Below are 15,275 nucleotides of genomic sequence, written 5' to 3' on the forward strand. Positions count from 1 at the left end.
AAAAGGCGGGGGAATCCTCCGCTTTTTTATTTTCCCATCATTCCTTCAGAAGAAAAAATATGCAAAAATATGAAAAAACTAGACTTTGAACCTATCTGTGGATATACTAATTTAGTAATTGATCGAATTTAAGATTGTCCGGTATTATCGGGCTTTAAGGAAGGTATCCGCGGATGAAAAAAATGGCCAGATTGTATATTCTCATGCTGAACGTGTTCATCGTTATGCTTGGTATAGGCTTGATTATTCCACTCATGCCTACGTTTATAGAAGAATTCGGCGCGTCAGGCAGCACGCTCGGGTTGCTGATTGCGGCTTCGGGTATTACCCAGCTGCTGTTTTCGCCCGTTGCCGGGGAAATGACCGATAAATACGGAAGACGGAAAATGATCATTTTAGGCATCGGTGCGTTTGCGGTTTCCCAGTTGCTTTTCGCCTTGGCGAGCCAGATGTGGCTGCTGTTTGTTTCCCGCCTTCTCGGCGGAGCGGGAGCGGCGTTTTTGGTGCCGGCCATGTTTGCCTACATCGCCGACATCACATCGGAAAAGGATCGAAGCAAAGGGATGGGGCTGATCAGCGCCGCGATGTCTCTCGGCTTTGTCATCGGTCCGGGAGCCGGCGGATATTTGGCTGCGTACGGGCTCACTTTTCCGTTTTACGTGTCAGCCGGATTAGCCGGCTTGGCGACGGTTTTATCGCTTTTTGTCCTCCCGGAAACGCTCAGTCAAGAAAAGATGCTTGAAAAGCGCCGCTCCGCTCAAAAGCGCGAACCGCTTCCTAAGCAAATGGCGCGCGCGCTGCGATCGCCGTATGCTTTTCTGTTTGTCCTCGTGTTCATCCTGAACTTCGGGATCATGAATTTTGAGGCGGTATTCAGCCTTTATGTCGATCATAAGCACGGCTTTACACCGGGAGACATTGCCTTTGTCATTACAGCGGCAAGCTTGATCGGCGTGTTCGTCCAGGCGGTGGCCCTCGGGATGCTGACGAACCGCTTCGGGGAAAAAAAGCTGATGAACATGACGCTGATCGGTTCAGCCGCAGCGCTTGTGGTCTGCTCGATTGCCGGTTCGTACTGGCTCGTTTTCGGTGCAACAATTGTTTTCTTCATGCTGACGTCCATCCTTCGTCCGGCAATTAATACGCTGATTTCAAAAATGGCCGGTGATGAACAGGGCTTTGCCGCAGGCATGAACAATGCGTTTATGAGCCTTGCCAACATTGTCGGACCGACGGTGGCCGGTCTGTTATTCGATGTGAACGTGGAAATTCCATATATTTTTGGTGCGGTCGTTCTCGTGCTCAGCTTTTTGGCGGCAGTCAGCTGGGGGCGGAAGCAGCAGACGCGCGCAATTCCCGAAAAAGTATAAGGGAGCCGGCACATATGCCGGCTTTTTTCTATAGTGAAATGCTCAAATCATCAGCTTTACATCCTCCGATTGCCGCCGAAATCTGACAGTGCGTTTCCAGATAGACGGACAATGTTTGCAGGAGCCCCTGGTCATCCTTCGGCAGGCTGGCAAGCTGATGCAGGGCATGCGTGTAAAATGTCTTCAAATCATCAGCCGGAATCATGCGCAAAAGCTCAGAGACGTCTTTCATATGGTACGTCTGGATGAACTCCGTGCTGCCGGACAAATGGCCGGAATGGAGCGCGTCGACGGCTTCTTTGCAAATGTACGGAACGTCGCTCAGCTGATGGCTGAGGTTGCTGATTCCGAAAGAGATTGTCCGCTGAAAGTGCTCCGCTGCATGACGCTGAAACGTCTTTAAAAATCCGCCGACGGCTGCATTCAGTTCAGCCCAGCTGTCCGTCGCTTCGGCCAGCAGGAAGCATACGTTTCCCTTTGTGAAAAGGTGCGGAGGAAACGGGAAGTCAACCAGCTCTTCTTCCAGGCGTTCGAACACGGTATCTGATTCAAGCTGATTTTCCGTGAAGCTGAGCGATTTTTCGCGGCGGTCCAATTTGCCGGCGATGCACACATATTTTTGATCCCACTTGAGCTGAAATTCTTTGGCCCGGTTTTTAATTTCTTCAGCGGAGGAAAAGGCGCCGTCCAAAAAATTGCTGAAAAACTCGTTCCGCGCTCTTCGCAAATATTGTTTGAGCGCATTTTCCTTCAGCAGCTCAAAGGCGATGACATTGGCGGCTTGTTCGAGGGTTAACAGCAAGCCTTTGTCTGAAGCGGAAATCATCCCGCAGACAACGAGGAAGCCGCATTTTTTTTCATGAGTATAGATCGGAAATACCGAATAAGTTTGTTTGTCGGGAAGCGTTGAAAAGCAGGTGAGCCCCGTTCTGTTTCCTTTTTGAAATATTCCTTCATAATGCGACAGCGTCCCGGCGGCATCCGCTTTTGAAGAGGCGATCGGCTTGAGATGCTGATTGAATAGAAGAACGGGAAGCTTCAAAACAGCAGAGACGTTATGCAAGAGCGATTGAATGCTTTTTCCGCTCATAATATGGGTTGTGAATTTTTTTTGGGCGGCGATGGCCTGTTCGAGTTCTGCCGTCCGTTTGTCTAAAATATGGCTCAGTGTATGATTGACAATATCACCGAGGCGGATGTCTTCATTTAGCTCGATGATCGGAAATGACCGCTCGTCGGCAAGCTTGATTACCTCGTCGGGTATTTTCTGCAAAAAGCGCGTTTTGATGCCGAGTCCGGCGCAGCCCCGCCTGATCATCCTTTCAATCAATTCCTTCAATAAAAAAGGCCGGTCTTTTAAATGGTATGCGGTCGTGACGAGGAGCTCGCCATGATGCAGATAATCGGCAATATCTGGCGCATCCATCATATTGATGTGTTCGATGCTCCGGGTCCCTCCCGTTTTTCCGGCGGCGAGCGTTGCGCCTTTAAACACGGGGAGGTTCATCATGTCATAGATATTCATTGATCTGTACAGACCTCCTTTGCCATTTTAGTCATTTTCAACAAAAAATGAGCGGATTTGTGACATTTCTGCCGATGTTTATTTTTCATGTTACCAGTAAACTTGTATTTATATAGAGAGTTGTAAAGAAATATAACAAGAAAATAGAAAGGAAGTTTCTTTACATGACCATTGGTATTCATAAGACCGGAGAAAATACAGCCCGCAATATCGAAGACATGATCAATTGGCTGGCATCATTCGGAGAAAGCGAAGAAGGAGGGGTGACACGGCTCCTTTATTCAAAGCCGTGGCTCAGCGCTCAGCAGTCGTTAAAGGAAAAGATGGAGGGCTGGGGAATAGAGCCGTACTTCGATGATGCCGGAAATCTGTTTGGGAGAATAGAAGGTACAGAGAATCATGCGAAAGCGATCCTGACCGGTTCACACATTGACACGGTCATCAACGGAGGGAAATTCGACGGGGCATACGGGATTTTAGCGAGCCTTTTGTCTGCCAAACACCTTCTGGATACGTACGGCCGGCCGAAAACGTCGATCGAAGTCGTGTCTTTGTGCGAGGAAGAGGGAAGCCGTTTCCCCTTGACTTTTTGGGGATCGGGGAATTTAACGGGCTTGTTTGACTGTCAAAAGACGCCGGTTGTGCACGATCAGAACGGAGTATCGATCGAGCAGGCGATGAAAGATTGCGGTTTCGGAAAACGGCAGTACAGGCGCCCGTTCAGGCGTGACGCGAAGTGCTTTATTGAGCTTCATATTGAACAGGGGAGCATTCTTGAGGAGAGCGGCCGTCAAATCGGCATTGTCACAGACATCGTCGGACAAAGGCGGTTTACGGTTATGGTCAAAGGAGAAAGCAACCATGCCGGAACGACGCCGATGAATGCCAGAAAAGACGCGGTGGCCGTCTCGGCATTGTGCATTACCTATTTGACGAACAAAGCTAAAGCCGCTTATCCGCATTTAACGGCAACGGTCGGCAGGATTGAAGCAAAGCCGAATGTGCCGAATGTTATATCAGGCGAAGCTGTTTTTTCTCTTGATCTCCGCCATCATCATGAAGCGGTGTTGAACCGGTATTGCGAGGACATTTTTGCTTATTTCACAGAGCTGGCCGGCGAATGGAACGTTCAGATCACAGTTGAGCAGACGACGGATGCGAAGCCTGTGAGGATGGATCAGGACTTGATCCAACTCTCGAAGCAGTCGGCCGAGGAGCTTGACGTGTCCTATCAGGAGATGGTCAGCGGGGCGGGGCACGATGCCCAGGTTTTCGGCCCGCATTGCCCGACGTCGCTCTTGTTCGTTCCGAGCCGGAACGGCATCAGCCATTCGCCGGAAGAATGGACAAAACCGGCTGATCTTGCAGCTGGCGTTGAGCTCTTGACCCATGTATTATACAGGCTGGCATATGAATGAAAGGAGAAAAAGATCATGACAATTGGCGAAATGAATATTCCGAAACGAACAATTATGACTCCCGGTCCTGTTGAGGTTCATCCGAGAGTGCTGAGGGCGCTTTCCTCACCTGTACTGGGACAATTCGACCCTGCATTTACAGACATGATGAATGACGTCATGGCGCTGCTCCGGCAGATTTTCCGAACGACAAATAAATGGGCATTTCCGATAGACGGAACATCGCGGGCCGGGCTTGAAGCCGTCCTTGCCAGTCTCATCAAACCGGGGGACCGGGTGCTCATTCCCATTTTCGGACGGTTCGGCTATCTGCTGGCCGAAATTTGCGAACGGTACCGGGCGGATGTTTATACAATGGAATGCCCGTGGGGAGACGTTTTTGAACCGAAAGAGATCATCTCCGAAATCAAACGGACGAAACCGGAGATCGTCGCGGTTGTGCACGGCGAGACGTCAACCGGATGCATTCAGCCGCTCGAAGAAATCGGCCGGGCCTGCCGGGAGCTTGATGTGCTTTGTGTAGTCGACGCGGTGGCTACTATCGGGGGTACGGATGTCAATACGGATGAATGGTGCCTTGACGCGGTCGTCGGAGGTACGCAAAAGTGTTTATCCGTTCCTTCCGGTATGGCGCCGATCACGTTTAACAGCCGGGTTGAAAAGCGCATCAATGAAAGGAAAAAGGTAGAACGGGGGATTGCCACAAGAGAAGATATCGAGCTTGAAACAGGACGCTTGCCGATTTCCAGCAATTATTTTGACCTCGGCATGCTGATGGATTATTGGAGTCCGAGGCGCCTCAACCATCATACAGAAGCGACTTCGATGCTGTACGGTTTGCGCGAAGGAGCACGGATCGTTCTTGAGGAGGGGCTCATTGAGAGATTTTCAAGACACCGGCTGCATGAAGCAGCGTTAATCAAGGGCATCAAAGCGATGGGCCTCGAATTGTTTACGGAAGGCCCGAAAAAGCTGCCGACCGTCACTTGTGTGAAAGTGCCTGATCGGGTTGACGCGGATCTTGTCAGGAAGATGATGCTCGACGACTTCGGCGTCGAAATCGCCAGCTCTTTCGGGCCGTTGGCCGGAAAGATATGGAGAATCGGAACGATGGGGTACAGCTGCCGGAAAGAAAATGTTCTTTTTACATTGGCGGCTCTCGAAGCGGTGCTCATACGGACAGGTGCTTGTGTATCGCCGGGAAATGCGCTTCAGGCGGCTCTGGATTTCTATCATGAGTAGGCTAATCTCATGAAAATGTTTGACTTGCTTTTGAAAGGCGCTTCCGTCGTGTGCCCGGAAGGCGTAAGGAAAACCGATATCGGCGTCAAAAACGGGATAATCGCTGAGCTTGGCGTGCTTGACGGCGGTACGTCAATACATTTTTAAGGCGGAACACGGCTAAACGAAAGAGAAGCAAAAACGGTTCACTGAAGCGCAAAAAACAGCATGTGATCATGCTGTTTTTTTGTGTGATGACCAGAAAAAATAATTTTGCGACATCAAATTTTCAATTGTAATTTGAAAATTTTTGCAGAGGTTTATGCTATATTAGACTTGTAAATAAAAGATAGGAGGTATCAAGGTAGAAGAGGAGGAAATAATAACAGCGCCTCCAACCGCTAGCAAAAGAAGATATTGCAAAACAGACAATTATCCCCTTCCCCGCTTATTCTTTAGCGAGAAACATAAGATTAAACTTACTCAGATCAACCTCATGAGCCTGCTTCCTCAGAAAATAAAGATTACCTATCTCGTGAACGCCTTCAGGTCCGGTGAATAAACGGTTGTTCCGAAAAGCCGGAATACATAAAAATAGGAACTCAATGCTGTGCTTAGAAGAATTTATTTTAAGGAGAGAATAATGAAGAAAAAACGGTTCGGAATTTTGTTCTTGGCTCTTTTCTTGTTACTGTTTAATACAGCTTCACAAGCGGCTGATCCAAATCAAAAAACAACTGAAGAAGTACTCCTCGACGCCTTTGATAAGTTTGGTTTAGTTAGTTCTGTGATTGGAAAAACAGACCCAGTTATATCAATAGGTCTTGATGATACTAGAAGCGAAGAAAAACTCCGAGAATACTTAAATGAGAACTTACCTCCAGAGGCAAAAGAGAAATACGAAATTGAAATTATTAAAAGAAACGTTGAAGAAATGAAGAAGGAAATCCGTGAGAATCAAAAACAAGAGAACTAATCAAAAAAGCAGGCTGAGAGGCCTGCTTTTCCTGTGGGTGTGGTTTCGGGTGCAATGCGATCGATCTGTGCCTATTCCAACGATCTTAAATAACCCGCCAATACAGAATCGATCCTTTCAGCCGTCAGCCTTTCGGGGTCCATGATCAAATGAAGCGCCAGCCCGTCGACAAGGGCGTACAGGTGCTCGGTTTCCTTTAGAACATCGATCCCCGGTTTGGTGCCGGTATTCACCAGCATTTCAACAGCCGATTTACAGGCTGAATAAATGCCTTCATTCATCTCCTTTCTCAACGGTTTGAGCTCCGGATCGCTGATCGATTTGGCCGTAAATGCATACCATGCCTCCATTTCCAATTTTCGCTCCTCATCAAGGGGCATAAGCTGAAAAAGAAGCTGTTTGACGTTCTCAGCCGGTGCACCGTTAAATGTCATGCTCTCAATCCGCGTTTTGACCCGGTTTGTCACAAGCCTCATTGAATAAATGAAAAGCTCAGACTGTTGGGGAAAATAATGGCGCATCGATCCGGCCGAAAGTCCGGCTTCCTTAGCGACATTTCTGACGGTGCAATGTTCAAGTCCATCTCTGTGAATCACATTCCACACCGCTTCGGCAATTTTTTCTTTTTGTTTTTCGTGATCAACTATTTTTGGCATACACACATTATAACACGGATGTATTATTTAATACATCTGTGTTATAATTTTTTAGTACAAATGTGTTAAAAAGAGAGGCGGATAAAAGGTGATTGGTTTATTGATTATAGCTTGTGAGATTGGTTTTTGGATTTTTATTCTGCTTGGCCTTATTTTTCGCTATATGGCAGGCTGGAAAAAGGCTGGTTTGATCATGTTTGCATGTACACCGGTTTTGGATTTGCTGCTTTTGGCTGCAACGGCGCTTGATCTGTACAATGGGGCGCAAGCGGATGTTTTGCACGGCATCGCCGCCGTTTATATCGGCGTGAGCATCGCGTTCGGGAGCCGCATGATCAAATGGGCGGATGAAAGGTTCGCCTATCGCTTTGCCGGCGGTCCGAAGCCTGTTAAAGGCCCGCAGTACGGCAGAGAACACGCCAAAAAAGAGCGCAAAGGCTGGTTGCGGCATTTTATCGCATGGCTGATCGGGGCGGCGCTGCTGGCCGGGATGCATCTGTTCATCGGCGACCCGGAAAGAACGGAACCGTTAATCCGCATCGCTTCTTTATGGTCGATCATCCTTGCCATCGATTTTCTGTACAGTTTCAGCTTTACCCTTTTTCCAAAGAAAGCCCGTTAAAAGAAGCCGGATGTCCGGCTTCTTTTTCATGTTCAAGAATCCCGCCGCTGAAAAAGGAAATGCTACAAGCAGACCTGGATCAAGTTTTCGAAAAAAACCTGTGATAAACTAAAAGAAGAGGTGAACTGCATTGATTTATATTGGATTAACAGGATGGGGGGATCATGACAGCCTGTATCCGCCCAAGACAAGCAGTCAAAACAAGCTGATCCACTATTCGGCGCATTTTCCGATCGTCGAGCTTGATGCGAGCTTTTACGCGATTCAGCCCGAGCGGAACAATGAAAAATGGGTGAAGGAGACGCCGGAAACCTTTCAGTTTATCGTTAAGGCATATCAGGGAATGACGGGGCATCAGCGCGGGGAGATCCCCTTTGAAACGAAAGACGACATGTTTGCTGCTTTTAAGCTTTCGTTAACGCCATACATAAAAGCGGGCAAGCTGGCGATGGTCCTCTTTCAGTTTCCGCCATGGTTTGATTGCAAAAAAGAAAACGTCAATTACTTAAGATGGGTAAAAGAGAAAATGGGAGATATACCGTGTGCGCTTGAATTCAGGCATCGGTCATGGTTTATGCCCCAGTTTTACGACAAAACGCTCGCTTTTATGGAGGAAGAGCAATGGATTCACAGCATTTGCGATGAACCCCAGGCGGGCGAAGGCAGCATACCGACGGTTCTTCATGCGACTGACAGCCAAAAAACGCTCGTCCGTTTTCACGGCCGCAACAAGGAAGGCTGGTTAAGGCCGTCTTCTGGGCAAAATTGGCGTGAGGTCAGGTATTTATATTTATATAATGAACAAGAATTAAAAGACTGGAAGAAAAACCTTGAGCTGCTTGAACAGCAGTCGAAAAACGTTTACGTGCTGTTTAATAACAATTCAGGCGGTGATGCGGCTCAAAACGGGAAGCAAATGAAGGAGCTGCTCGATATTGAATACAAAGGGCTTACGCCAAGGCAGCTCGATTTATTCAGCTAGAAAAGAGGACTTATTTTATGGAATATCTTATCTTGATCATACTCGGATTTATCGCGGGAACCATCGGCAGTCTTGTCGGGCTCGGCGGAGGGATCGTCATCGTTCCCTCGCTCCTTTTTCTGGCGGGGCTGCCGACGCTGTTTGACCATGTGACACCGCAAATGGCGGTCGGCACATCGCTGGTTGTCATCATATTCACAGGGCTTTCTTCAACGCTTGCGTATATGAAATATAAAACCGTAGATTATAAAAGCGGTCTTATTTTTTTCATCGGCTCGGGGCCGGGCAGCATCGCAGGTGCCCATGTATCGACATATTTCAGCTCAGACTCGTTTTCTCTATGGTTCGGGATTTTTATGATTCTCATTTCCCTTTCCTTAATGATAAAGAAAAGGGTGAAACCTGCCGAGAAAAAGCATACGGGCGTTATTAGAACGTTCACAGGAAATGAAGGACAGGAATATACGTATTCATATCATCCTTTAGCCGGAATCGCGATCGCCTTTGTCGTCGGCTTCCTCGGCGGGCTTTTCGGTATCGGAGGCGGCTCGCTGATGGTGCCGGCGATGATTCTTCTGTTTTTATTTCCGACAAGGGTCGCTGTTGCGACATCGATGTTTATTATTTTCCTTTCATCTGTCGCGGGCTCTGCCGGCCATGTCATCGCGGGCCATGTCAACTGGCTTTATGCGCTCGCATTGATCCCGGGCGCCTGGTTTGGCGGACAGCTCGGCGCCTACATGAATAAAAAGATGCAAACAAAGACGATCGTATTGATCATGAGGTTCGTATTGATCATCATCGGAATCAGATTAATCTATCAAGGCGTGTTTAGTTAAACGTTAGGGAGAGATTTGCATGACGGAAAAGCTCCATATTTACCATACGAACGATTTGCACAGCCATTTTGAAAACTGGCCGAAAATCGTCGATTATATTCAGACACAAAGACAAAAACATGAAGAGCAGGGGGAAGAAGTGCTTTTGTTCGACCTCGGCGATCATGTCGACAGATTCCATCCGATATCTGAGGCCACCTTCGGAAAAGCGAATGTGGAGCTGTTGAACCGTCTGCAGTATGATGCTGCAACGATCGGAAATAATGAAGGAATTACACTGCCGCATCAGGAGCTGGATACACTTTATGACAACGCACAGTTTCCTGTTGTTGTTTCCAATTTGTTTGACGAAAAAGGGAAGAGGCCCGGCTGGGCAGCGCCGTATGTGCTCAAAAAGGTGAAGAGCGGCGCGACTCTTGCCATTCTCGGTGTGACAGTCCCGTATTATCCGATCTACCGGCAGCTTGGCTGGACGGTTGCAGACGCATTTGAAAGCATCGGCGAGATGCTCAGTGAAATCAAAGAAAAAGCCGATACTGTCATTCTTCTTTCACACCTCGGCATTTTGGATGATCAGCGCGTCGCGGAGGCTTTTCCCGAAATCGACCTGATTCTCGGCTCCCACACCCATCACCTGCTTGAAGAAGGGATGATGAAAGACGGCGTTATGCTGGCCTGCGCCGAAAAATACGGGAACTATGTCGGTCATGTTGAACTGACGTATAACGGAACGCTTGAGAACATCACAGCAACCGTTATGAAGACGGCGGATTGGAACGAAGAATCAGAGGAGACGATTCGTTTTCTGAAGGAAAAAGAGAAAGAAGCCGGACATCTGCTTGAAGAAGAAATTGCGACATTGGACAACATCCTTGAAACCGCCTGGTTCCGGAGAAGCGCCCTTCCGCAAATGCTGGCAGACGCCTTAAAGGAATGGTGTGAGGCGGAAATCGGAATGGTCAACTCAGGCATTGTACTGGAGTCTCTATCACAAGGCCCGGTGACGAAAGCGGATGTTCACCGCATCTGTCCGCATCCGATTAATCCGGTCAAACTGAAGCTGACGGGACGTGAGCTGAAAGAGGTCATCTTCCATGCATCATCGGAAGAAACCGAGAAACTGCGAATTAAAGGGCTCGGTTTTCGCGGCGAAGTGATGGGGAAAATGCTGTATGCCGGCCTTGACCCGGAAAAGCTCTCTGTCAACGGAACGGACATTGAAGATGATGCGTTCTACACGATCGCCACGATTGATATGTTTACACTCGGAACGCTGTTTCCGGCGATCCGCGATGCGGAAGATATCGAGTACTTTATGCCTGAATTCCTGCGCGATCTGCTCGCCTGGAAGCTTAAAAAAGCAAACCGGTTCTAATACAGATGCTTAAAGATTCGGGGCAAACCGGAACATGTCTCTCGCTTTATCATACATTAATGGTAAAGGAGGGATTGCGATGGTAAATTTAACTCCAATTATGATAGAAGATCAGCCGTTTACGGCTGTAACGGTCAAACTGCCGAAAACCAACTTTATGGCGGTAACCAATGACCATGGCTATATTATGTGCGGAGCGCTTGACGTCGCCCTGCTGAATGATAAATTAAAAGAACGGAAAATCGTCGCCGCCAGAGCCGTCGGCGTGCGGACGATCGATCAGCTTCTCGAAGCACCGCTCGAATCTGTAACCGATGCGGCCGGAGAGCTCGGCATCCATCCCGGAATGAGCGGCAAAGAAGCCCTTTTAAAAATGGTGAAATAAAGTTGTCTGATTGAATCGTATATCCCCTCTTACAAGCATACACTTTTGATGTAAGGGGGGATTTTGCTTGCGAAGATTTCGCGGCCCTCTGTCAAAAAGAGGACCTTTGCCTTTTCGATATGTCATGCTGCTTTCGTTTGTATTTTTTATTTTTTCAACGGCCGTCAGCCTGTTGATCATCAACTCATCCATCAAACCGACGCTTCTGAACATCGCTGAAATGGAAACGAACCGGATTGCGACGCACGTCATCCAGGAAGCTGTCGAGGATTATATGAACCAAGATGAAAATGTGCAAAACATGGTCGAAATGAAGACAAATGAAAACGGGAAAGTGACAACGATCAATTTCAATTCCCATGTTGTTCGCGATATGCAGACCAAGATTACGAAACGGCTGCATGAAAACTTGAAAGTGACGGAAACAGAAGAATTTAATTCTTCTGCGAAAACGCCGGAAGACAAGAGTGACGGCGTAATTTATCAGATTCCTCTCGGCCAGACAACGGGAAATTCCCTGCTTGGAAACCTCGGGCCGAAAATCCCGGTGCGCTTTAATGTTGTAGGAGATGTTTTTACAGATTTCAAAAAAAGTGTGGAACCGTACGGAATTAATAATGCATTAATTAATATCGGGATTCTTGTCGAAGTCAAGGTCCGTGTCGTCATACCGTTTGCGACAAAAACGGCGGTTGTCAAAAATACGATTCCGGCAACGATTCAAGCCGTGCACGGCGAAGTACCCGACTTCTACAGCGGCAGCGGCAGCCAGACGGCGCCATCGATTCAAATTCCTCCAAAGGATGAAAAAACAGAGCAAAAAAAGGAACAAAATAAGCAATGATTTCCAGGGCGTTCTGCAAACATCAGGCAGAATGCTTTTTTTCGCGTCCTGGAAACGGAATGCGTCTATTTTCTTAAAAAAATACTTTGACTTAGGCAAAAAGACTGTATATACTATTCAATAATAATAATTATTAGAAAATTCACTGTTTTCAGATGTTTCAAAAAGGTAAAGGAGGAAGCTTATGGATAATCGTCCGCAATGGGGTACAAGAGCGGGTTTTATTTTAGCAGCTGTCGGTTCTGCGATCGGTTTGGGGAATATTTGGAGGTTCCCGGCTGTAGCTTATGAAAACGGAGGCGGCGCGTTCTTTTTGCCATATTTGTTCGCGCTCTTAACAGCAGGAATCCCTCTTCTCATCATGGAATTTACAATCGGCCATAAATACAGAGGATCAGCCCCGCTGTCCTATGCCCGGATGGGGAAAGGAAAGGAATGGATCGGCTGGTGGCAGGTCGCCATCTCATTTGTCATCTCGACGTATTATGCCGTGATCGTGGCATGGGCCATTTCTTACACTGTCTTTTCTTTCAATTTAGGCTGGGGTAAAGATACAGAAAATTTCCTAATGACTGAATATTTAAACAGAGTGGATATTGGAGGAGGAGCCATCGGTCAATTCGGAGGCTTCGTGCCGGGCGTCCTGATTCCGCTCGCGATTGTCTGGATTGTTTCCTTGGGCATTTTATTTGCCGGAGTCAAAAAAGGAATCGAAATTGCAAACCGCATTTTCATTCCGCTGCTATTGGTCTTATTTTTAATCATCGTCATTTATTCGATTACACTTGACGGGGCTGCTCAAGGGCTGAATGCGTTTTTCACGCCTGATTGGAGCCAGATCACAAACGGAAAAGTTTGGGTGGCGGCATACGGGCAAATTTTCTTCAGTCTGTCGATCGCGTTTGCCATCATGATTACGTATTCCAGCTATTTGCCGAAAAAATCCGATATTACAAACAATGCGTTCATCACAGGATTCGGGAATTCGTCGTTCGAATTGCTGGCCGGGATCGGGGTATTCAGTGCGCTGGGCTTTATGGCCGCGCAGCAAGGCGTTCCAGTTAAAGAGGTCGTCTCTTCCGGAATCGGTTTGGCGTTCGTCGTCTTTCCGCAAATCATCAATGAGTTTCCGGCGTTTAATGTGCTTTTCGGGTTTTTATTCTTTGGTTCGCTCGTATTGGCAGGTCTGTCATCTCTCATTTCGATCTCTGAAACATATGTTGCCGCGATTCAGGATAAATTCAACGTTCCGCGGCGGAAAGCCGTCCTGTTCGGCGGAGGGGCCGCTGCATTGTGTTCGCTTGTATTTGCGACAAAAGGCGGGCTGTTCTTTCTCGATGCGGCCGATTACTTTATCAATAATTTCGGAGTGGCGCTTGCCGGATTGATCGAAGTCGTTGCGATTGCATGGTTTGCGAAAGAGCTGAAAGCTTTGCAGGCTCACGCCAATTCGGTTTCCGACATTCAGCTTGGCGCCTGGTGGAGAATCTGCCTGAGCGTCGTCACGCCGATTGTTCTGGGGTATATGATGTTTGATAATATCAAGACGAATATCACAACAGCCTACGGTGATCTGCCGGTAGAGTTTCTCCTGAAATGGGGATGGTGCGTCGCTGTTGGAGCGATCGCAGCCGGATTTATCCTTTCGCTTTCAAAATGGAAGAACGAACTGAAATATACGCCATTTCAACATGACAAGGAGGTTTCCTCATGAACGGCGCATCTATAGCAATGATGGTGATCGGCATCGTCATTATTTGGGGAGGCTTGGCCGCAAGCATCATCAATGCGGTTGTGAAAAGCAAGAAAAGCCAAGCCGGTTAATCTCTGAAAAGAAGACATCCCTATTTTTCTGAAATAGGGATGTCTTTTATTTTTTCTTTCGAAGCTCCTTCCGTTCCCATGCCCTTAAATGAGGATAAGGGTCAAAAGACCATTCGGTTCTTCCGTTGTCTTTATACATGCCGTAGTGAAGATGGGGCGGGAATTTTCCCGATGTTCCCGGCGGCCCGTAACCCGTTGCTCCGACCGAGCCGATCACTTGGCCGGGTTCGACGATTTCTCCCACTTTCAAGCCTTTTGTGAATCCGTTCAAATGGGCGAAATAATGGTACGTATTGTTGATGTCTCTGATTCCGATCCGCCATCCGCCGAAACGATTCCAGCCTTTCATTTCCACAATACCGTAGCATGTCGACCGGACGGGGAGGCCGTAATGGGCGAACAAATCCGTCCCTTCGTGAATGCGCCTGCCCCCGAATCCGCGGGCATCTCCCCATGTGCTTCTATAGCTGTAATCTGATCTTACGGGAAGAGGAAAGGCGTGCTTGCCCAAATCAATGTGGCCGTATTTTTGAAAAAGCCTGATAAAGCCTGATATGATGCCGACCGTCTGATCCCTTTCGTAAAACTCCCACAGGCCGATGCGGATATTTTCTATGTCTCTTCCGTATGTCAACAAGTATTGTCCAAACGTATAAAGGACGTCTTCATCCTGATCCGGTTCCGCCAGTCCGTCTCCGTTTCCGTCCATTCCAATTCCGTCAAAAACCTTGATGCTGAGCGGCGATGTATCTTTCGGGTTGGGGTTTTCAGGTCCGCTCCACACGCTTTGCGGAATATATATCCCGGTGTGCCCTTTTTGCTTCGGCAAGTCCTTGCGGTTTTTGCGGATGTTGATTTCGTATTGGTCGACAGCCGCGAAAACATACCAAGGAATATGGGTTGCAGCTTCTGTTTTATGATAAAGGGCCATTCTCTTTTGCAGATCGGGCTCTTTTTTCTCCTTTGCAAGAGCGCACGGCTGCGATATGAGCAAAAGGAGGATGAGAACGGATAATACAGCTTTCACAGTGTCCTTAGCTCCTTTCAGTTTGAATACGGTTAGTTTGTGACATCTGCGGAAATCGATAATAAGAAAATGTTAGAAATTCCATCTTGACTAATCAAGCTCTTGTTCACAAATCTGTACTATGTTAAAGTGACTAAAGATGAAGATTTAGCAATTTTAATTTAAGCGGTTCCAAAGCAGAGGGACACATCCGGCGCTATGTCACAAATTT

15 protein-coding genes and 1 pseudogene are annotated in these 15,275 nt (G+C 47.7%); 13 read left to right on the plus strand and 3 right to left on the minus strand.

The genetic code is table 11. The features are described 5' to 3' along the window. Positions 1-173 precede the first annotated feature (173 nt). Entirely contained in the window at positions 174-1,370 is a 1,197-nt protein-coding gene (locus tag KI350_RS11340; RefSeq protein WP_212930482.1) for an MFS transporter, read from the plus strand. A 76-nt stretch (positions 1,371-1,446) separates the two neighbouring features. Here KI350_RS11340 and KI350_RS11345 read toward each other — a convergent pair. Continuing rightward, a pseudogene (locus KI350_RS11345) lies at positions 1,447-2,895 on the minus strand (PucR family transcriptional regulator); the annotation flags it as partial. Positions 2,896-3,059: 164 nt separating this feature from the next. Between KI350_RS11345 and allC the strand changes: the two are divergent. From allC to KI350_RS11365, 4 genes are all read left to right on the plus strand, one after another. Next, the gene (gene allC / locus KI350_RS11350; protein ID WP_106071034.1) at positions 3,060-4,313 is read left to right on the plus strand and encodes an allantoate deiminase; all 1,254 of its coding nucleotides are present in this window, start codon (positions 3,060-3,062) and stop codon (positions 4,311-4,313) included. Between the two features lie 15 nt (positions 4,314-4,328). Continuing rightward, positions 4,329-5,555: a pyridoxal-phosphate-dependent aminotransferase family protein gene (locus tag KI350_RS11355; protein ID WP_106071033.1), complete on the plus strand. Its 1,227-nt coding sequence runs from the start codon at positions 4,329-4,331 to the stop codon at positions 5,553-5,555. Between the two features lie 9 nt (positions 5,556-5,564). Then, positions 5,565-5,702 (plus strand): hypothetical protein, encoded by a 138-nt coding sequence (locus KI350_RS11360; protein WP_142396730.1) that lies wholly within the window; start codon positions 5,565-5,567, stop codon positions 5,700-5,702. Between the two features lie 475 nt (positions 5,703-6,177). Next, positions 6,178-6,510 carry a YolC/YozM family protein gene (locus tag KI350_RS11365; RefSeq protein WP_189319645.1) on the plus strand — a complete coding sequence of 111 codons (333 nt, stop codon included), beginning with the start codon at positions 6,178-6,180 and terminating at the stop codon, positions 6,508-6,510. Positions 6,511-6,581: 71 nt separating this feature from the next. On the opposite strand, the gene KI350_RS11370 is transcribed toward KI350_RS11365, so the two are convergent. Next, positions 6,582-7,166 (minus strand): TetR/AcrR family transcriptional regulator, encoded by a 585-nt coding sequence (locus tag KI350_RS11370; RefSeq protein WP_106071032.1) that lies wholly within the window; start codon positions 7,164-7,166, stop codon positions 6,582-6,584. An 88-nt stretch (positions 7,167-7,254) separates the two neighbouring features. Here KI350_RS11370 and KI350_RS11375 point away from each other — a divergent pair, with 88 nt between their 5' ends. From KI350_RS11375 to KI350_RS11410, 8 genes are all read left to right on the plus strand, one after another. Continuing rightward, on the plus strand, positions 7,255-7,788 hold the full coding sequence (locus KI350_RS11375) for a hypothetical protein (protein WP_106071031.1): 534 nt from the start codon (positions 7,255-7,257) through the stop codon (positions 7,786-7,788). 130 nt (positions 7,789-7,918) lie between these two features. Then, the gene (locus KI350_RS11380; RefSeq protein WP_065643724.1) at positions 7,919-8,770 is read left to right on the plus strand and encodes a DUF72 domain-containing protein; all 852 of its coding nucleotides are present in this window, start codon (positions 7,919-7,921) and stop codon (positions 8,768-8,770) included. 17 nt (positions 8,771-8,787) lie between these two features. Next, a complete protein-coding gene (locus KI350_RS11385) occupies positions 8,788-9,609 on the plus strand; it encodes a sulfite exporter TauE/SafE family protein (RefSeq protein ID WP_065643723.1) in 822 nt (273 codons plus the stop codon). A gap of 19 nt (positions 9,610-9,628) precedes the next feature. Continuing rightward, positions 9,629-10,984, plus strand: coding sequence for a bifunctional metallophosphatase/5'-nucleotidase (locus KI350_RS11390; RefSeq protein WP_065643722.1), 1,356 nt, complete (start codon positions 9,629-9,631; stop codon positions 10,982-10,984). Between the two features lie 79 nt (positions 10,985-11,063). Then, positions 11,064-11,369 carry a YunC family protein gene (locus KI350_RS11395; protein WP_003184991.1) on the plus strand — a complete coding sequence of 102 codons (306 nt, stop codon included), beginning with the start codon at positions 11,064-11,066 and terminating at the stop codon, positions 11,367-11,369. A gap of 67 nt (positions 11,370-11,436) precedes the next feature. Then, a complete protein-coding gene (gene yunB / locus KI350_RS11400; RefSeq protein WP_065643721.1) occupies positions 11,437-12,213 on the plus strand; it encodes a sporulation protein YunB in 777 nt (258 codons plus the stop codon). Positions 12,214-12,397: 184 nt separating this feature from the next. After that, entirely contained in the window at positions 12,398-13,927 is a 1,530-nt protein-coding gene (locus tag KI350_RS11405; protein WP_065643720.1) for a sodium-dependent transporter, read from the plus strand. Next, positions 13,924-14,037: a methionine/alanine import family NSS transporter small subunit gene (locus KI350_RS11410; RefSeq protein WP_003184985.1), complete on the plus strand. Its 114-nt coding sequence runs from the start codon at positions 13,924-13,926 to the stop codon at positions 14,035-14,037. The genes KI350_RS11405 and KI350_RS11410 overlap by 4 nt, the downstream gene beginning before the upstream one ends. Positions 14,038-14,083: 46 nt before the next feature. On the opposite strand, the gene KI350_RS11415 is transcribed toward KI350_RS11410, so the two are convergent. Then, complete coding sequence (locus KI350_RS11415; RefSeq protein ID WP_020452846.1) at positions 14,084-15,064, minus strand: M23 family metallopeptidase; 981 nt, start codon at positions 15,062-15,064, stop codon at positions 14,084-14,086. Positions 15,065-15,275 lie beyond the last annotated feature (211 nt).

This window comes from Bacillus sp. J41TS8 (assembly GCF_018333035.1).
GTDB lineage: Bacteria > Bacillota > Bacilli > Bacillales > Bacillaceae > Bacillus > Bacillus paralicheniformis.